At 61.4% G+C, this 15,838-nt stretch carries 17 protein-coding genes; 10 read left to right on the top strand and 7 right to left on the bottom strand.

Features of this window, described 5'->3' with window-relative positions; translation table 11 throughout:
• Window positions 1-68: 68 nt before the first annotated feature.
• Window positions 69-1,745 (bottom strand): methyl-accepting chemotaxis protein, encoded by a 1,677-nt coding sequence (locus tag ACE3PR_RS20620; protein WP_374376032.1) that lies wholly within the window; start codon window positions 1,743-1,745, stop codon window positions 69-71.
• 82 nt (window positions 1,746-1,827) lie between these two features.
• Complete coding sequence (locus ACE3PR_RS20615) at window positions 1,828-2,730, bottom strand: LysR substrate-binding domain-containing protein (RefSeq protein ID WP_374376029.1); 903 nt, start codon at window positions 2,728-2,730, stop codon at window positions 1,828-1,830.
• Between the two features lie 210 nt (window positions 2,731-2,940).
• Here ACE3PR_RS20615 and ACE3PR_RS20610 point away from each other — a divergent pair, with 210 nt between their 5' ends.
• Window positions 2,941-3,408, top strand: coding sequence for a DUF992 domain-containing protein (locus tag ACE3PR_RS20610; RefSeq protein WP_374376027.1), 468 nt, complete (start codon window positions 2,941-2,943; stop codon window positions 3,406-3,408).
• A gap of 182 nt (window positions 3,409-3,590) precedes the next feature.
• The gene (locus ACE3PR_RS20605) at window positions 3,591-4,085 is read left to right on the top strand and encodes a cytochrome c (RefSeq protein ID WP_374376025.1); all 495 of its coding nucleotides are present in this window, start codon (window positions 3,591-3,593) and stop codon (window positions 4,083-4,085) included.
• 7 nt (window positions 4,086-4,092) lie between these two features.
• Here the strand turns inward: ACE3PR_RS20605 and speB are convergent, their stop codons facing one another.
• Window positions 4,093-5,061, bottom strand: a complete 969-nt coding sequence (gene speB, locus ACE3PR_RS20600; protein ID WP_374376023.1) for an agmatinase — start codon at window positions 5,059-5,061, stop codon at window positions 4,093-4,095.
• Window positions 5,062-5,232: 171 nt separating this feature from the next.
• Here speB and ACE3PR_RS20595 point away from each other — a divergent pair, with 171 nt between their 5' ends.
• The gene (locus ACE3PR_RS20595; RefSeq protein WP_374376021.1) at window positions 5,233-6,417 is read left to right on the top strand and encodes a pyridoxal phosphate-dependent aminotransferase; all 1,185 of its coding nucleotides are present in this window, start codon (window positions 5,233-5,235) and stop codon (window positions 6,415-6,417) included.
• Here ACE3PR_RS20595 and ACE3PR_RS20590 read toward each other — a convergent pair whose 3' ends face one another.
• Window positions 6,418-7,152: an MBL fold metallo-hydrolase gene (locus tag ACE3PR_RS20590; RefSeq protein ID WP_374376019.1), complete on the bottom strand. Its 735-nt coding sequence runs from the start codon at window positions 7,150-7,152 to the stop codon at window positions 6,418-6,420.
• A 1-nt stretch (window position 7,153) separates the two neighbouring features.
• A complete protein-coding gene (locus ACE3PR_RS20585) occupies window positions 7,154-7,795 on the bottom strand; it encodes a TetR/AcrR family transcriptional regulator (protein WP_374376017.1) in 642 nt (213 codons plus the stop codon).
• Window positions 7,796-7,883: 88 nt separating this feature from the next.
• Between ACE3PR_RS20585 and ACE3PR_RS20580 the strand changes: the two genes are divergently transcribed.
• From ACE3PR_RS20580 to ACE3PR_RS20565, 4 genes are read left to right on the top strand one after another with little or no spacing between them, the layout of a single operon-like run.
• A complete protein-coding gene (locus ACE3PR_RS20580; RefSeq protein WP_374376015.1) occupies window positions 7,884-8,969 on the top strand; it encodes a PotD/PotF family extracellular solute-binding protein in 1,086 nt (361 codons plus the stop codon).
• A gap of 8 nt (window positions 8,970-8,977) precedes the next feature.
• Entirely contained in the window at window positions 8,978-9,832 is an 855-nt protein-coding gene (locus ACE3PR_RS20575) for an ABC transporter permease (protein WP_374376013.1), read from the top strand.
• Window positions 9,832-10,623 (top strand): ABC transporter permease, encoded by a 792-nt coding sequence (locus ACE3PR_RS20570; RefSeq protein ID WP_374376011.1) that lies wholly within the window; start codon window positions 9,832-9,834, stop codon window positions 10,621-10,623. The genes ACE3PR_RS20575 and ACE3PR_RS20570 overlap by 1 nt, the downstream gene beginning before the upstream one ends.
• An 8-nt stretch (window positions 10,624-10,631) precedes the next feature.
• On the top strand, window positions 10,632-11,684 hold the full coding sequence (locus tag ACE3PR_RS20565; RefSeq protein ID WP_374376008.1) for an ABC transporter ATP-binding protein: 1,053 nt from the start codon (window positions 10,632-10,634) through the stop codon (window positions 11,682-11,684).
• Between the two features lie 21 nt (window positions 11,685-11,705).
• Here the strand turns inward: ACE3PR_RS20565 and ACE3PR_RS20560 are convergent, their stop codons facing one another.
• Together ACE3PR_RS20560 and ACE3PR_RS20555 are read right to left on the bottom strand one after the other, a co-directional pair.
• Entirely contained in the window at window positions 11,706-12,431 is a 726-nt protein-coding gene (locus ACE3PR_RS20560) for an HNH endonuclease (RefSeq protein WP_374376006.1), read from the bottom strand.
• Between the two features lie 161 nt (window positions 12,432-12,592).
• A complete protein-coding gene (locus ACE3PR_RS20555; protein ID WP_374376004.1) occupies window positions 12,593-13,195 on the bottom strand; it encodes an ABATE domain-containing protein in 603 nt (200 codons plus the stop codon).
• A 71-nt stretch (window positions 13,196-13,266) separates the two neighbouring features.
• Here ACE3PR_RS20555 and ACE3PR_RS20550 point away from each other — a divergent pair, with 71 nt between their 5' ends.
• From ACE3PR_RS20550 to ACE3PR_RS20540, 3 genes are all read left to right on the top strand, one after another.
• Window positions 13,267-14,145, top strand: coding sequence for an alpha/beta fold hydrolase (locus tag ACE3PR_RS20550; RefSeq protein WP_374376002.1), 879 nt, complete (start codon window positions 13,267-13,269; stop codon window positions 14,143-14,145).
• Between the two features lie 59 nt (window positions 14,146-14,204).
• Complete coding sequence (locus ACE3PR_RS20545; protein ID WP_374376000.1) at window positions 14,205-15,074, top strand: dimethylarginine dimethylaminohydrolase family protein; 870 nt, start codon at window positions 14,205-14,207, stop codon at window positions 15,072-15,074.
• A gap of 276 nt (window positions 15,075-15,350) precedes the next feature.
• Window positions 15,351-15,686 (top strand): hypothetical protein, encoded by a 336-nt coding sequence (locus ACE3PR_RS20540; protein WP_374375998.1) that lies wholly within the window; start codon window positions 15,351-15,353, stop codon window positions 15,684-15,686.
• The last annotated feature ends 152 nt before the right edge of the window (window positions 15,687-15,838 follow it).

Genomic DNA, 15,838 nt, shown 5'->3' with positions numbered 1-15,838 from the left:
CCGCCGGCCCAGAGAGTATTGGTCGGCGCTAGGTTGAGTTTAAGTCAACCGGGCAGGTCGCGGGGCGGCTAGGCCGCCCGCACGCCGGCAATGAAATCCTCGATATTGCGGCGGAGTTTCTCGGTTTCCTCGTTGAGGCTGCCGGCGGCCGTCAGCACCTTGCCGGCGCCGTCGGTCGTGGTCGCCGCAGCGACCGAGACGTGGCTGATCGACCGGGCCACTTCCTGGGTCCCTTGGGCGGCCTCGGTGGCGTTGCGGCCGATTTCCTGGGTGGCGGCGGTCTGTTCCTCGACCGTGCCGGCGACCGTGGTCGCCATTTCATTGAGGCGATCGATCACGGTGGCGATCTCGCTGATGACCTCGGTGGCACTGCCGATGCTGGCGCGCATGGAATCGACCTGGCTGCGGATATCCTCGGTCGCGGTGCTGGTCTGCGTGGCCAGCGACTTCACCTCCGACGCCACCACGGCAAAGCCCTTGCCGGCATCGCCGGCACGGGCGGCTTCGATCGTGGCGTTCAACGCGAGCAGATTGGTCTGGCTGGCGATTTCGTTGATGAGACCGATCACGTCGCCAATCTTGGTTCCGGCCTCCTCTAGACGGCGTACCATCTCGCGGGCCTCCTGGGCACGGTGGGCGGCATCGTTGGCGACGTTGCGCGCATTGGTCATCTGCTGGGCGATCTCGCGGATCGAGGCTGTCATTTCCTCGGTGGCGGCGGCCACGAGTTCGACATTGCGGGTGGCCTCCTCGGAAGCGCTGGCGACGGCGGTAGTCTGATGCGAGGTCTCCTCGGAGGCCTTGGAAAGCGACTTTGCGGTCTGGTTGAGGCTGTCGGCGGAGGCGCCGAGGATCGACATCACGGCGGCGGATTGGCCTTCGAACACCTTGATGAGCCCCGCGACGCGCTCGCCCTGAGCCAGCTTTTCGCGCTGCTGGCGTTCTTCCTCCTGCGCCAGCTTGGCGCGCGCTTCGGCATTTTCCTTGAAGGTCGCCATGGTGCGGGCGATGTCGCCCACTTCGTCGCGACGCTCGGTGCCGGTCACGGCCACATCGAGTTCGCCATTGGCCAGGCGCTGCAATGCGCCGGTCACGATCTTGATCGGCCGGACGATGCCGCGATTGGCGACGAGATAACCGACAAGGACGCCCAGCACGATGCCGATGACCGCGACGGCAATCTGTACACGCAAGGCGTTCTGCGACAGGGAGAGCGCTCCGTCGCGCATCCCCTTCATGCGTTCGGCGGAATAGGTGCTGTAGACTTTGACGGTGTCGGTCACGATCTTCTGCGCCGCAAGGCCGTCGGCAAGGGCGGCATCGATCGCCGCCTTGTCGCCACTTTGCGCAGCGACGTCGACCATGGCGCGGATCTTGTCGAAATAGGGTGCCAGCACATTGCGGATCGCTTCCAATTGCTGCTTTTGCGTGGCATCGGCCGCGGCATCGAGCACGGCGAAACGCTCCAGCATTTCGGTGGTGCGGCGCTCGGTCTCGGCGCGGAAATCCTCGGCCTTGTCCGGTGCCTGTGCCAATTGATAGGTCATGCGGCTGATGGCGATGATGTCGAGACGCAGATCCATTGCCTCGCGGGCGGCTGCTTCCACCACGCCGACATCTTCCAGGGTCTTGCCGAGCCGGGTCAGGCCGTACCAGCCAGTGAGGGCGATGATCGCCGAAACGGTCGCCAGCATGATGACGACGCCGATGACCTTCGCAGAAATGGCGATGTTCTGTAACCGCATGATTTGCCTCCAAACGCATACGGCGCGCTTTGGCGCGCCGACTTGTATTTGTATGACATATCAGCGGCTGGTTGCGATTTCGTTAAAACGGGGCGGATTCCGTGGGGGAAGGCTCGCCCATTTCGCGCTCCAGCCATTCGGCAAACGCACGCGCCGCCGGTATGACAAGGTGCGGCAGCACCACGAAATAAGCGCCTAAATGCTCGATTGATTGCCGAAAGGGGCGTACCAGATTGCCTCGGGCGAGGTCCTCGCCCGCGGTGATCTGATCCGCCAGGCAGAGGCCCAGGCCCTGCCGGGCGCCGGCCAGCAGCAGATTAAAATCCTGGCAGTAGAGCGTGCGGGCCTGGCTCATATCCGGCACACCGGCGCGTTCCAGCCAGCGCCGCCAGTTGGCGCCCGCCGGATCGTCGAGGAGAAGGGTGTGGCCGAGAAGATCGGCGGGCTCGGCAAGCTGTGCCAGCAAGGCCGGAGCGCAGACCGGGAATGAGCCAACATGAGAGAGGAGGCGGGCGGTGCCGTCCTGCCAATGCGGTTCACCGAAACGGACGGCAAGGTCGACGGCATTCCCCAACACGTCGTCACCGGCATTCGAGGAGAGCAGCGAGAGGCGGAGGCCCGGCGCTGAATCGGTGAACTTGCCAAGACGCGGGATCAGCCATTTTTCGGCAAAGGCCGAAGGGACCGAGACACGCAACTCGCCGGCAATGGATTCTCCTTCGAGCCTGGCGATGGCATAACCCAATTGATCGAAGGCGTGTGTGGCAGCGCGCAGCAACTTGATGCCTTGCTCGGTCAAGGCGAGGCGATTGCCGTTGCGCTGAAACAGCGCAACGCCGAGCTGGTCTTCAAGATGCCCGATCTGCTTCGAGACCGCGCCATGGGTGACGCCGAGTTCATCCGCGGCGCGGCCCATATGCAGATGGCGCGCGGCGGCTTCGAAGGTGCGCAAGGCGTTGAGGGGCGGCAGATGGCGTTTTTGCACAGTTAACTCGAGATCAGCGATGCCGTGATGGTGGCGGGAAAAGGGAATTCTGTCCAGCTTTGGGTCCGGATCTATGCCATTTGTGAGGGCGGTCACAGCAAATGCGCTCGGAATGCCTGTGCGTTTGAAAAAGGCGGTGCTAGATTCCTTCTCGACCGACGCGGACGGGCGCCGGCAGTCACATCTTTTATTTCCAAATGGGAGTCTATCATGATTGCGCGTAGCCTGATCGCCGCTGCCGCGGCGCTGATGATTTGTGCTGCTCCGGCTGGTGCCGCGTCGGGCGTCAATGTGGGGTCGCTGAGCTGCAAGGTGTCCGGCGGTGTCGGTTTCATCTTCGGTTCTTCGAAGTCGATGAATTGCGTGTTTACGCGCGTGGACGGTTCGGCCGAGGTCTATAACGGCGATATCGACAAGTATGGCGTCGATATCGGCTTCACCTCGGAATCGCACATGATCTGGGCCGTGTTCGCGCCGGGCAATATCGCGCCGGGTGCTTTGGCCGGCAATTACGGCGGCGCTGCCGCCGATGTGGCGGCGGGCCTCGGCCTCGGCGCCAATGTGCTGGTGGGCGGCGGCAACAGCCAGATCGCCTTGCAGCCGGTCAGCGTGCAGGGCAATGTCGGCATCAACGTTGCTGCGGGCGTTGCCCAGATCAGCTTGCGACCGGGTATCTAAATCCCGTCCAGGAGGCTGATCGAAGCGATCGGAAGCCGCGGCCATTGCCGCGGCTTCTTTCGCCTGTAACGATGTGATGCGTGACACAGCCTTAGCATTTTCTTACGTTTCGCTGGTGACATGGTATCGCTAAAGAGCGTCCCCGAAACGATCCCGAAATCCCACAGGAGACACTGACAATCATGCGGAACATTGCGATCATTGCCGGCGCAGCCTTGCTGTCCATGCCGATCGCCAATTCGGTGCAGGCGGATGCACTGGTCGAACGCGGCGCCTATCTTGCCAACATCATGGATTGCGGCGGCTGCCACAATACCGGCGCCTTCACGCCGGAACCCAATCTGAAGACACCGCTTTCCGGTTCTCTGGTCGGTTTTGAAATCCCGGGCATGGGGGTCTTCTTTCCGCCCAATCTGACGCCTGACAAGAAGACCGGTCTTGGCGAGTGGACCGAGGAGCAGATCATCGCGGCTTTCACCAAGGGCGAGCGGCCCGATGGCCGCATGCTGGCGCCGGCCATGCCGTGGATGTCCTACAGCCATATCACGCCCGATGACGCCAAGGCGCTCACGGCCTATCTCCGCAGCCTGACACCGGTCGAGAACCAGGTGCCGGGCCCGTTCGGCCCGAGCGAGAAGGTGACCGGACCCTATCTCACGATGAAGATGCCGGAGTGAGGTTCGCCTAGGCCCGGTATTTGACGCCGGGCAGCACACAAAGCATTTCGTAGAGCAGGTTCGCCGCCAGCAGCGCCGTGTTGCCGCTGGGGTCGTAAGGCGGCGATACCTCCACGAGATCGCAGCCGACCAGATTGAGACCGCGGCAGCCACGGATGATCTCGATGCCCTGGATGGTGGTGAGGCCGCCGATCTCCGGCGTGCCGGTGCCGGGGGCCGAGGAGGGGTCGAGGCCGTCGATGTCGAAGGAGAGATAGACCGGCCCGTCGCCAAGCTGCTGGCGGATCTCGGCCATCAGGGGCGAGAGCGATTTGTACCAGCATTCCTCGGCCTGGACGACGCGAAAGCCCTGCGCCTTCGGCCAGTCGAAATCCTCGGCGGAATAGCCGGTCGCGCGGAGGCCGATCTGGGCCACGCGCTTGCCATCCAGGAGGCCTTCCTCGACCGCGCGGCGGAAGGGCGTTCCATGAGCGATCTTCTCGCCGAACATGGTGTCGTTGACGTCGGCATGGGCGTCGACATGGACCATGCCGACCGGCCCGTATTTCTTTTTCATCGCCCGCAGGATGGGAAGGGCGATGGTGTGGTCGCCACCCATGGTCATCGGCACGCAATTGTGGCCGAGGATCTCGTCATAGGCGGCTTCGATGATGGCGACGCTCTTTTGCAGGTTGAACGTGTTGATGGCGATGTCGCCGATATCGGCGATGCTGAGGCTGTCGAAAGGGGCCGCCCGCGTCGCCATGTTGTAGGGACGGATGAGGCAGGATTCGGCGCGGATCTGGCGCGGGCCGAAACGGGCGCCGGCGCGGTTCGACGTGCCGATATCGAAAGGCACGCCGACAAAGGCGGCGTCGAGCCCGGCGGCACTTTCTTTCGTCGGCAGGCGCATCATGCTGGCATGGCCGCCGAAACGCGGCATCTGGTTGCCGCCCAGGGGCTGATGGAAAATCTTCTCTTGGCTGATCTTGTTCATGGTGCTGCCTCGCTTGATGAAATTCGGCGAAACGTCGCTCCTGCAGGCGAAACGCCGGAATTGCCGCTCTCCAGCCGCCATTTGAGCGATCCTCGGGAGAGCCGTCTTGACCCGATCTCTAGCGAACTTTACCTCTCTTCGAAACAATCAATTACAGAAATGTCAGGGTCCATGATGCGTTATTCGGAATTCACCCAGCGTGTCGCCGGCGAAGGTGCCGCTGCCTGGGCGCTTCATTTCGAGGCGGTGACGGCCAAGCGCGCCGGGCGCGATGTCATCGTGCTGTCGATCGGCGATCCGGAATTCAATTCGCCGCCCGCGATCACCGAGGCGGCGATTGCCGGCTTGCGCGCCGGCAATACGCATTATGCCGACATCCTGGGCCTGCCGCGCGCGCGGAAAGCGGTGGCGGCGCAGCACAGCCGACTCACGGGCCAGCAGGTCGGGCCGGAGAATGTCGCCATTGTCGCGGGGGCGCAAGGCGGCCTGTTCTCGACCGCGATGAGCATCCTGGGACCTGGCGACGAGGTGGTGGTGCTCGAGCCGATGTATGTGACCTATGAGGCGACGGTGCAGGCGGGCGGCGCCACGCTCATCCGTGTGCCGCTGGCGGCGGAGACCGGCTTCCGTCTCGACCTCGTGGCACTCAAAGCCGCGATCTCGCCAAAGACGCGGGCGATCTTCTTCGCCACGCCGAATAATCCGACCGGCGCCGTTCTCAATCGCGCCGAGCTTGAGGGCATCGCCGCGCTGGCAAAGGAACACGATCTCTGGGTCGTCGCCGACGAGGTCTACAGCACCATCATCTTCGACGGCGAGCATGTCAGTATCTGCAGCCTGCCGGGCATGGCGGAGCGGACCGTCACCATCAACAGCCTGTCGAAATCCCATGCCATGACCGGCTGGCGCGCCGGCTGGATCGTGGGACCGCAGGAACTCATCGGCCATGTCGGCAATCTGGGCCTCACCAATCTCTATGGCCTGCCGCCCTTCATTCAGGACGCTGCGGCCTTGGCATTGGAAACGGTTGTGCCCGAGGTCGTGGAGATGCGCGACGCCTATCTGCGCCGCCGCGATCTCACCCTCGCGGCACTCGGCCAATTGCCGGGGATCATCTGCCGCGCGCCGGCCGCCGGCATGTTCATGCTGGCCGATGTGCGCGGCACCGGCCTCAGCGCGGGTGATTATGCCTGGCGCTTGTTCCGGGAAACCGGCGTCGCCGTGCTGGATGCGACCGCCTTCGGCAAGGCGGCGGCGGGTCACGTGCGCATTTCCTTCGCGATCGACGAAGCGACCCTCGCCGAAGCTTGCCGCCGCATCGCTACCTTCACGCGGGGTTTGGGCAAGGCGGCCTAGTCAGCGATCGAATTTATCGAGGAAGTCACGCAGCAGGACGCGCAGGCGATCCTGGCCGAAGCTCGGATAATGGCCGCCATGGACGACGCGGACGGGCAGATCCGTGAGGCGTTTCATGCTGGCCACATATTGCCGCATCGCCTCGGCATCCTCGGCATCGTAGGCAAGCTCGCCGTCATAGACGACATCGCCGGCGAAGAGGATGCCGCTCGCTTTCTCATAGAGCGCGATCGAGCCCGGCGAATGGCCGGGCAAATGGAAGATTTCGAAATGGCGGTCGCCGGTATCGACGATGTCACCTTCATCGAGGAGTGTCTGGGCGGGGGCCGGTTGGACATCATAACGCAGGGCGTTCCAATCACCGGGCGGGAGTGCCGTGAAGATGCTGTCATCCGCCACATAATAGTCGGCATAGGTATTGGCACGGGTGGGGTGCGCCAGGATCTCGGCCTCGGCCGGGTGAACGGCGCGATCCCTGAATTCGTGATGCGTGCCGATATGGTCGAAATGGGTATGCGACGCCACCGCCAGGATCGGGCGTTCGGCGAGGGTTGAAATCTGCTCCCGCAAGCTCACCACGCCCATGCCGGAATCGATCAGCAGATCGCGGTCGCGGCCGCGCACATGCCAGATGTTGCAGCGATAATATTCCTTGATGAACGGCTCATAGATCCAGGTGATCCCGTCGCCGACGGCGCGGGTTTCATACCAGGTCTCGGGTGTCGCGATCCGCATGTCAGGCTCGCTTGCGTTGGGGTTGGGTTTCGCCGGCAAGCCCGGTGACGAAGAGCGCAACCTGGGCGCGGAGACGCGCATGCAGCACGGTCTTCGGCATCTTCTCCTGGGCCACGAAATGCATGAAAAGGCCGTTGACGAGGATGAAAAGCGCGCTGCCGGCGATGGTCGGGTCGATGTCGGCACGCAACTTGTTGCGTGCCTGCAAGGCCGCAACCAATTCGCCGACCTGTTCGGCGAGCAGGCGGTCATTCTCGAAATAGCCGAGGCCGAAGGGTGAATCCGCCTGGGTGAGGGCCGTCGCCATGGCGTTGCGCCAGAGTTCCTTGGTGAGGTGCACCAGGGAGTGATCGACATAGATCGCCAGCAGGCCGTAGAGCGCCTCGGCGGCGTCGCTGGTGACGCTGGCGATGTAGCGCTTGCCCTTGGCGCGCACCTGTTCGCCGTCGAGGGCGACCAGGGCCATCAGCAGATCGCCCTTGGACGAGAAGTAGTTATAGACGGTGCCGGTGCCGACCTCGGCGCGTGCCGCGATCGCCTCGACCGAGGTATCGGCAAAGCCCTGTTTGGCAAAAAGCTGGCTGGCGGCGGCGAGGATATCGCGCCGGCGGCCGGCTTTCTGGCGTTCGCGGAGACCGGTCATCGGGAGTCCGTCCGAAATGTGAATTGACTTTATTTTGGAGTTCATTCACTTTTTTGGCAACAAGAAACCGAAGGAACAGGAGAGGGTCATGATCAATTCATACACGCGCAACCTCATCACGCGCCGCCGCGCGTTGCAACTCGGCACGGCCGGCCTCGCGACGCTGACGATCACGCCGAAATTCGCCAAGGCCGCGGACGAGCTCAACTGCCTGGTCTGGTGCGATCACACCCATGCGCGTTTGCTCGATCCCTTCGCCGAGAAGCACGGCGTCAAGATCAATGTAAAGGAATACGAGGGCACGGGTACCGCCTATAGCCTGCTGGAGCAATCGCAGCCTGGCGATTGGGACGTCTTCGTGATCGATTCCGTCGATGTGCCGGGTGCGGTCGCGAAGGGCGTGCTGGCAGAACTGCCCGATGCCGACATGCCCTGGGCCGATATCTTCCCGGAGCTGAAGCAGCCGCAGCTTCACTACAGCGACGGCAAGCTCTATGCGATGCCGGAGAAGTTCGGCTACAACTCGATCGCTTTCAACAACACGAAGGTCTCGGCCGAGGATGTGGCGACGGCCGCGGTGATGTGGAACCCGAAATATGCCGGCCGCATCGCGATCTACAATTACTACATCCCGACCATGGAGATGGTGGCGCTGGGCATCGGTATCCGTCCGGACACGATCACCAAGGACAGCCTGCCGGCGATCCGGGAAAAGCTCCTGGAGATGAAAAAGCTCGCCTCGGTCGTGGGCGACGTGGTCACCACCCAGAACGCGCTGCTGACCGGTTCGGCCGATATCCTGGTGGCGGGTGGCGAATATACCGTGGCCGGGATGATGGTGGAAAAGCCGGAACTCGATTGGACGCTGCCCAAGGAAGGTGGCATCCGCTGGGGCCAGGCGATCGGCGTCTTCGCGGATTCGGCCAAGAAGGATCTCGCCACCGAATTCGTGAAATACATCGTCTCGCCGCAAGGGCAGGGAGCGCTCGCGACCGCGGATTGTTATTGGGCGATGCCGGCGAATTCCAAGGCCGAGCTGGATGAAGGGCAGAAGAAGCAGCTGCGCTGGGACCAGCAGCCGGGCTTCATCGCCAATTCGCATCCCTATTTCATTCCAGATGCCGATCTCGACGCCGCCATGCTCGACGTCTGGACCGAAGTTCTCGGCGCGTGATGCACTGAATGCGTGGTGTGGCGACAGGGCTGAAGGGCTGGGGTCATATCCCGGCCCTTGCCTGGACCTTTGCCTTCTTCGTGCTGCCGCTCATCGCCATGCTGCTGATGAGCGTGTCGGAACGGATCGGCGGCAAGATCACGCTTACCTGGACTCTGGCGAATTACCAGGCTTTCCTCACCAAGGCCGAGGGGACCTTCGTCGGTGCGCTGGTCAATTCGATCGAGGTCACGGTGCTGACCACGATCCTTTCGATCCTGGTCGCCTATCCGCTGGCTTATATCCTGGCCTATCGCATCCCCAGGCAGTGGCAACGCCTGGTACTGGTCCTCACCGTTTTGCCGTTTTGGACCTCCTATGTGATCCGCTCCTATAGCTGGCTGCTGGTGCTTTCAGAGAACGGCATCATCAATCAATTTCTGTTGGGGCTCGGCGTGCTCGATCAGCCGATCGGCATGGGCAACAGCCGGTTTGCGACCGTTCTGGGCTTCGTGCATTTCTTCGCGATGCTTCTCACCCTGACGATCTATGCCAATCTGGTGCAGATCAAGGAAAGCTACCGCAAGGCCGCGGCCGATCTCGGCGCCAATCCCTGGCAGGCCTTCTGGCATGTGACCTTGCCCTTGAGTTTGCCGGGGGTTGCCGTGGGGGCGTTTCTCACTTTCGTGCTGGCCATCGGCGATTACATCACGCCGCAGATTCTGGGTGGCTCGAAGGAATTGCTGCTGCCGCAGGCGGTGATGCTGCAATTGGGACGGCAGGCGGATTTCCCGCTGGCCTCGGCGCTCTCCATGGTGCTGATGCTGGTGGTGACGGCGGCTTTCCTGCTGTCGGCGCGGCATCTCAAGATGGGGCGCGTCTGATGAGCACCCGTCTTGGATCCGTTGCGACGTGGTTCTATCTGGCGCTGGCGTTGCTGTTTATCTTCCTGCCGGTTCTGGTCCTCATTCAGTTCTCCTTCCAGGGGGGTCTTGCTCCCGTACCGCCCTTTGACGGGCCCAGCCTCAAATGGTGGGCCAAGGTGATGGCGAATCGGAAGATCACCGATGGCCTCTGGAACTCGTTGCTGGTGGGGTTGGGCTCGGCCTTCGTCGCGACCTTGCTCGGCTTTCTCGCCGCCTATGCCCTGGCGCGGCGCCAGCGCCGCCTGTCCGGAATCTATCAATTCCTGCTGATGGCGCCGATCACGGTCTCCTATCTCATCATCGGCATGGGATTGCAGATCGCGTTCAACCATCTGGGCATCGGCAAGTCGCTCTGGGTGATCGGTATCGGCCATGTGGTGATCAATCTGCCGCTCTGCTTCGCGATCCTCTATTCGCAACTGGGCGAACACCAAGCCAATATTGAGCGCGCGGCCTATGACCTCGGCGCCAGCGACTGGCGGGTGATCCTGGAAATCACCGTACCGATGCTGTGGCCGAGCCTGCTCGCCGCCTTCTTCATTGCCGCCACCTTGTCCTGGGATGAATTCGTCATCGCCTTCCTGCTCTCGCGTTTCGACGTCACCCTGCCGGTGGTCATCTGGAGCATGCTGCGCTCGGGCCTCTCGCCGGAACTCAATGCGGCGGGGACATTGGTGTTCGCTATTTCCATTCTGGCCGTGGGCCTCGTCGAGTTCCTGCTCTGGCGATCCCGGCGCAATTCGGTTTGAGTACAGTCATGAAAGATCGCGTCGAATTTCGCCGGGTGAGCAAGGATTATGATGGTATTGCCGTCGTGGCACCGCTCGATCTCTCCATCGCCGCCGGCGAGTTCGTCGTGTTGCTGGGCCCCTCCGGCAGCGGCAAGACGACCCTGCTCAACATGATCGGCGGGTTCGCCAGCCCCAGCGCGGGGCGGGTGCTGATCGACGGACTCGACGTCACCGATCTACCGCCGGCCAGGCGGCCGACCGCGACCGTGTTCCAGGATTATGCCTTGTTCCCGCATATGAGCCTGGCCGCCAATGTGGGTTTCGGCCTGCGCATGCAGGGGATGGGGAAAGCGGAGCGCCAGGCCAAGGCCGAGGCGATGCTGGAACTGGTCGGCCTCAAGGGCTTCGGCAAGCGGGGTGTGCATCAGCTTTCCGGCGGGCAGCGCCAGCGCGTGGCCTTGGCGCGCGCGATGGCGGTGGAGCCCAAGGTGCTGCTGCTCGACGAACCCCTGGGAGCCCTCGATCTCGCGCTTCGGCGCCAGATGCAGGAGGAGTTGGTGCGGCTGCAGAAGCGCTCCGGCGCCACGTTCGTTCATGTGACGCATGATCAGGAAGAGGCGATGTCGATTGCCGACCGCATTGTTGTTGTGAACAAGGGCCGCATCGAGGATATGGGACCGCCATCGCGGGTCTATCTCAAACCCGCCAGCCTCTTTGCCGCGACCTTCATGGGCGAGAGCAACGTGCTGGCCGGCCGCGTCACGGAATCATCCGGCGGCGAGATCAAGGTCGAGACGGCTTTGGGCGGCTTCGTCGTGCCCGGCCAGGCTTGTCCGGATGCCAGTGTGCATCTGGTGTTGCGTCCCGAGCAATTGCAGCTTTCGCGGCCGGAACAGGGCATCATTTTGGGCCAGGCCCGCGTCGAGGAGCTTTCGTTCCAGGGCACCCATTGCCGCTGCCATTGCCGCATCGCCGGCCAGGATCTCATTCTGCGGGCACCCGTCTCGACGGGCCTCACCGCCGGCCAGGTCGTGACATTGCACGCAGCGCTCGGCGACGTGGTGGTACTGGGCGATTAACGAAGTTTCGTAACGATCTCATTAGCGGACGACGAGTCCACGGTCGCAATTTCTAAAGTTACAATTTTGGAAAGTGATCTTGCCTGGAGTAACAATAATTCGATCAGGATAAATAGTAGCTTGTGACGCTTTTCCTCGAAGATATCCACGTTTGATCGATAGGCCGTTTGGCAATATCTCCATCTCTAGATCGAAGATTCGCATGCCCGAGCGAATAGAAATTCTTCTTCCAGAAATATCATAATCCCATACTCCCGTGCTTACCGATAAGCAGCCTCCTCTAATGCGAAGGATTTCACGACCAGTTGCATCTGTGGCTCGCAAATTAAGAGTGAGCTGCCCATGGTCATTGCTCATTCCAAGAACTGAAAGGCCATCTAAGACAATTGCGTTGAAGTGATTGCGGGTTTCTGAGAATTGAAAATGGTATGAGTTGCTGCCCACTATGAATACAGCGTCATCAGCCCTTAGATGCATCATATGCGCCGTGGTTCTAGGGGCCAACAAGTTTGCTGGCGACTTTGCATAAGTCTTGATGACATTCTTCGTGAGCCGGCCACTTGTTTTGTCTTGGTGGTGATTGGGGCATAGAAGCACGATGTTATCTACGTCGTGCCCCTTTACCGAGGCATACTCTTCGATGTGATCGTAGTGAAATACCGGCAAACCGCAGATTATGCATCCGAAGCCACATTTCTGCCTAACCGCTCGCATGATTTCGGTCGGTATATCGCGCCCTTGAGACATATGGCGGTTTACCCTTCTCAGCAGTAATTTTGATTACTAATCTAACAATTAATAGAAGAAATAGAAAAGGCGAATATTCAGTTACTTACTGGAGCCTGCTGCGGGACAGGGTGTGACGTCGTGCACCATCAATGAGTACTTAGTAGCGCTGCGGTGATCGCTCAGGTGTCACCGATCTGCCGTTCCCGGAACGCCGCCTTCTTCACCTTGTTCCCGCACCGATTCATCGAGCACCAGCGACGCTTGCCGGGGCGAGAGTGGTCGACGAAGAGGACCGAACAGGAATGCTCGGCGCATTCGCGCAATCGCGTGAGGTCCGGGCCGGTCAGAAGGTCGATCGAATCCCGCGCGATGGCGGCGAGATTGGCCGGCAGCGGATCTTGGGCGGCGTAGCTGAGCTTTGTTCCATCGGGGCTGAGCTGCGGCGCTGCGACGGGGCGGGCGGCCCATTGATTGATGAGGGCGATGTCGGAGGGTTTGGGCTTGCGCCGCGCTTCGCCGGCTTTGATGCTGCGATAGATCGCCTCGCGGAGATCGCGCGCCTGGGCGAGATCGCGTGTCGCGACTTTGGTGGGAACAGGCAGCCCGGCCTCGTCGCACCAGCGGGCGAGATCCGCCGTGCCGAACCAGCGGTCGAAGCTCTGCCCGTTTCGCGATGCCATGGTCGCCGTGAAATTGAGGCATAGCCGCCCGGTCTCGAAATGAAAGGCGCGGTCAGCCATCTCGATCAATGAGTGGTCGATGGTTTCCAGGGGCTCTGACATGGAACTTGTATAACCGGTTCCCGTTTGCTAGACAAGAGAACCTGTTTAACTGGTTCTGAAAGGAGGGCGCCATGTTCGAGGGATTCGCGCGCCAGCGCATCCGCATCGACGAGACCACGCTCCATGTCCTCATCGGGGGCAAAGGGCCGCCTTTGCTGCTGCTGCATGGTTTCCCGCAGACCCATGTCATCTGGCATAAGGTGGCGCCGGAACTGGCGAAGGACTTCACCCTGGTGATCCCCGATCTTCCGGGCTACGGCGCCAGCCAGGGACCGGTCCCCGATACGGCGCACCGCAATTTTGCCAAGCGCAACACCGCCGGAATCATGGCGCGCCTGATGACACGCCTGGGCCATGAGCGCTTTTTTCTCGCCGGTCATGACCGCGGCGGCCGGGTCGGTTTCCGCCTGTCGCTGGATCATCCCGAACGCGTGCTTGCTTTCGCGGCGCTCGACATCGTGCCCACTTTGGCGGTCTGGGAAGGGATGGGTTGGCGGCAGGCATTGGCCACCTATCACTGGCAGTTCCTGGCCGTGCCGGCGCCGGTGCCTGAACACATGATCGGCCTCGACCCGGATTTCTATATCGACCACCTGATCGAGCGCTGGGCGGGCGATGCGACGCGGCTGGATAGGGAGGCGCGCGAGGCCTATCGGGTGGCATTCCGCGACCCCAAGGTCATCGCCGTAGCTTGTGCCGATTACCGTGCCGGGGCCAGCACGGATGTGGCCGACGATGCGGCGTCGCGGGAATTGGGGCAGCGGATCGGCTGCCCCGTTCTGGCGCTGTGGGGGCGCTATCTGGACGAGGGCGTCTCGGTGCTGGAGGCTTGGCGGGAATGGGCGGACGATGTCAGGGAAGTTGTCCTGCCCTGCGGTCATTTCCTGGCCGAGGAGCAGCCGGAGGCGACCGCCAGTGCCCTCCAGGGGTTCTTTTCCGCCCAGACTTGACCCGGGTGCTGTAAATGCGCCCTTATGCCGCCCGAACACATCAGTCGGGATTTCAGGTCATGCTTTCGGGAATCAATGAATACGGGCGGTTGAAGAAACTGGCGATGCGCCGGCCGGAGGATTCCTTCGTCGATGACGAAAAGATCGACAAGGAGTGGAAGAACCTCAACTACCACACCCGTCCGGATCTGGCGAAAGCCAAGGTCGAACATGCGCGCTTTGCCGAGATCATTGAGAGTGTCGGCGCCGAGATCCTGTACCTGCCGCCGGACCGCAAGCTCACCATGGACAGCATCTATGTCCGCGACGCGGCGGCCGTGTGCCCCAAAGGTGTGATCCTGGCCAATATGGGCAAGAAGCAGCGCGAGGCCGAGCCCGGCATTCATGGCCATTTCCTGGAAGAGGCGGATGTACCGGTGATCGGCGCCATCCAGGGCCAGGGCAAGCTGGAAGGCGGCGATCTCATCTGGCTCGACGAGAAGACCGTCGCCGTGGGCCGCACCTATCGCACCAATGACGCGGGCATCCGCCAGTTCAAGAATCTGGTCGGCCCCGAGGTGCATGTCGAGATCGCGACGATGCCGCATTACAAGGGCCCGACCGACGTCTTTCACCTGATGTCGGTAATCTCGCCCTTGGACAAGGATCTGCAACTGGTCTATTCGCCGCTGATGCCGATCCCGTTCCGCGAATGGCTGATCGCGCGCGGTCAGACTCTGGTCGAGGTGCCGGACAGCGAATTCGCTTCCATGGGCTGCAACGTGCTCACGATTGCGCCGCGCGAAGTTGTCATGGTGAAAGGCAACCCGGAAACCAAGGCGCGAATGGAAGCCGCCGGCTGCAAGGTCCATGTGATCGAGGCCGATGCGATCTCGGTCCCGGGCGAGGGTGGGCCTACCTGCCTGACCCGGCCTTTGGAAAGACACTAAGTATAGAAACAGCAGCTTAAAGTAGTTTATTGTAGCGTCCACACTAACATAGAGGGCGCTATGAAACTCACATTCTACTTCGAAAGAGCCCTGTTCATAGTCGGGGAGCGAAACGACGGTAAGAGCACTCAGTTAAGGAGCATGTTCCGGGACTGGAGGTTGGGCAACCAAGGAATCGTTCCCTCATCGTCCAGGCTTCGCGAGCACTATGCACTAAGTAACGAGAGGTGGCTGTATTTGAGATTGAGTTCTCCTCACGAAGGGAATGATAAATCGTTGAAAGGCTTTCTTGCCTATAGCAAAGCAAAAATGCAGCAAAAGAACGTTCCTGCGCGGCGATGGAACTTCGCCGGTGCTCTGCAAATTTCTGCAACAACGAAAATTCCCGCCGCCGACGAAGTAGTTGCCGGGTTCTCAAAATATTTTCGGCCTGAACGAATTAGAGTTGTGCTGCTCTCGCCAAATTCACGGGGGAATCATCTGCCGCAAGGTATTTGGACTGCCCTGACTTCGAAATTAAACCTCATCCCAGAGGTTGAAATAGTTACCGTTGACGCTAGCAAAAAAAACGCGAACGGATTGATCTATTCCGATTTTTTCGACTTTACATAACAGCATAAGCGAGCGCGATCACCCGCATTTGTGTCATAGATTTGACGCCATCGCGACATCCGGCACGGCGCAAAATCGACAAAAATCGGTCGCCGGTAGGCAGATGGCCGGGCGGATTCGGACCTAGTCTCACCACCGAGGTCGCCCGCCGG

The sequence above is a fragment of the Dongia sp. genome (genome assembly GCF_041909655.1).
In the GTDB taxonomy this organism is placed as follows: Bacteria; Pseudomonadota; Alphaproteobacteria; order Dongiales; family Dongiaceae; genus Dongia.
The sequence above is the reverse complement of the archived record's forward strand: the minus strand, read 5'-3'. Positions and strand labels throughout refer to the sequence as shown.

Coding starts and splice junctions, on each gene's coding strand:
- ACE3PR_RS20620 (WP_374376032.1), bottom strand. CDS start 1,745: ATGCGGTTACAGAACATCGCCATTTCTGCGAAGGTCATCGGCGTCGTC.
- ACE3PR_RS20610 (WP_374376027.1), top strand. CDS start 2,941: ATGATTGCGCGTAGCCTGATCGCCGCTGCCGCGGCGCTGATGATTTGT.
- ACE3PR_RS20605 (WP_374376025.1), top strand. CDS start 3,591: ATGCGGAACATTGCGATCATTGCCGGCGCAGCCTTGCTGTCCATGCCG.
- speB (WP_374376023.1), bottom strand. CDS start 5,061: ATGAACAAGATCAGCCAAGAGAAGATTTTCCATCAGCCCCTGGGCGGC.
- ACE3PR_RS20595 (WP_374376021.1), top strand. CDS start 5,233: ATGATGCGTTATTCGGAATTCACCCAGCGTGTCGCCGGCGAAGGTGCC.
- ACE3PR_RS20590 (WP_374376019.1), bottom strand. CDS start 7,152: ATGCGGATCGCGACACCCGAGACCTGGTATGAAACCCGCGCCGTCGGC.
- ACE3PR_RS20585 (WP_374376017.1), bottom strand. CDS start 7,795: ATGACCGGTCTCCGCGAACGCCAGAAAGCCGGCCGCCGGCGCGATATC.
- ACE3PR_RS20580 (WP_374376015.1), top strand. CDS start 7,884: ATGATCAATTCATACACGCGCAACCTCATCACGCGCCGCCGCGCGTTG.
- ACE3PR_RS20575 (WP_374376013.1), top strand. CDS start 8,978: ATGCGTGGTGTGGCGACAGGGCTGAAGGGCTGGGGTCATATCCCGGCC.
- ACE3PR_RS20570 (WP_374376011.1), top strand. CDS start 9,832: ATGAGCACCCGTCTTGGATCCGTTGCGACGTGGTTCTATCTGGCGCTG.
- ACE3PR_RS20565 (WP_374376008.1), top strand. CDS start 10,632: ATGAAAGATCGCGTCGAATTTCGCCGGGTGAGCAAGGATTATGATGGT.
- ACE3PR_RS20560 (WP_374376006.1), bottom strand. CDS start 12,431: ATGTCTCAAGGGCGCGATATACCGACCGAAATCATGCGAGCGGTTAGG.
- ACE3PR_RS20555 (WP_374376004.1), bottom strand. CDS start 13,195: ATGTCAGAGCCCCTGGAAACCATCGACCACTCATTGATCGAGATGGCT.
- ACE3PR_RS20550 (WP_374376002.1), top strand. CDS start 13,267: ATGTTCGAGGGATTCGCGCGCCAGCGCATCCGCATCGACGAGACCACG.
- ACE3PR_RS20545 (WP_374376000.1), top strand. CDS start 14,205: ATGCTTTCGGGAATCAATGAATACGGGCGGTTGAAGAAACTGGCGATG.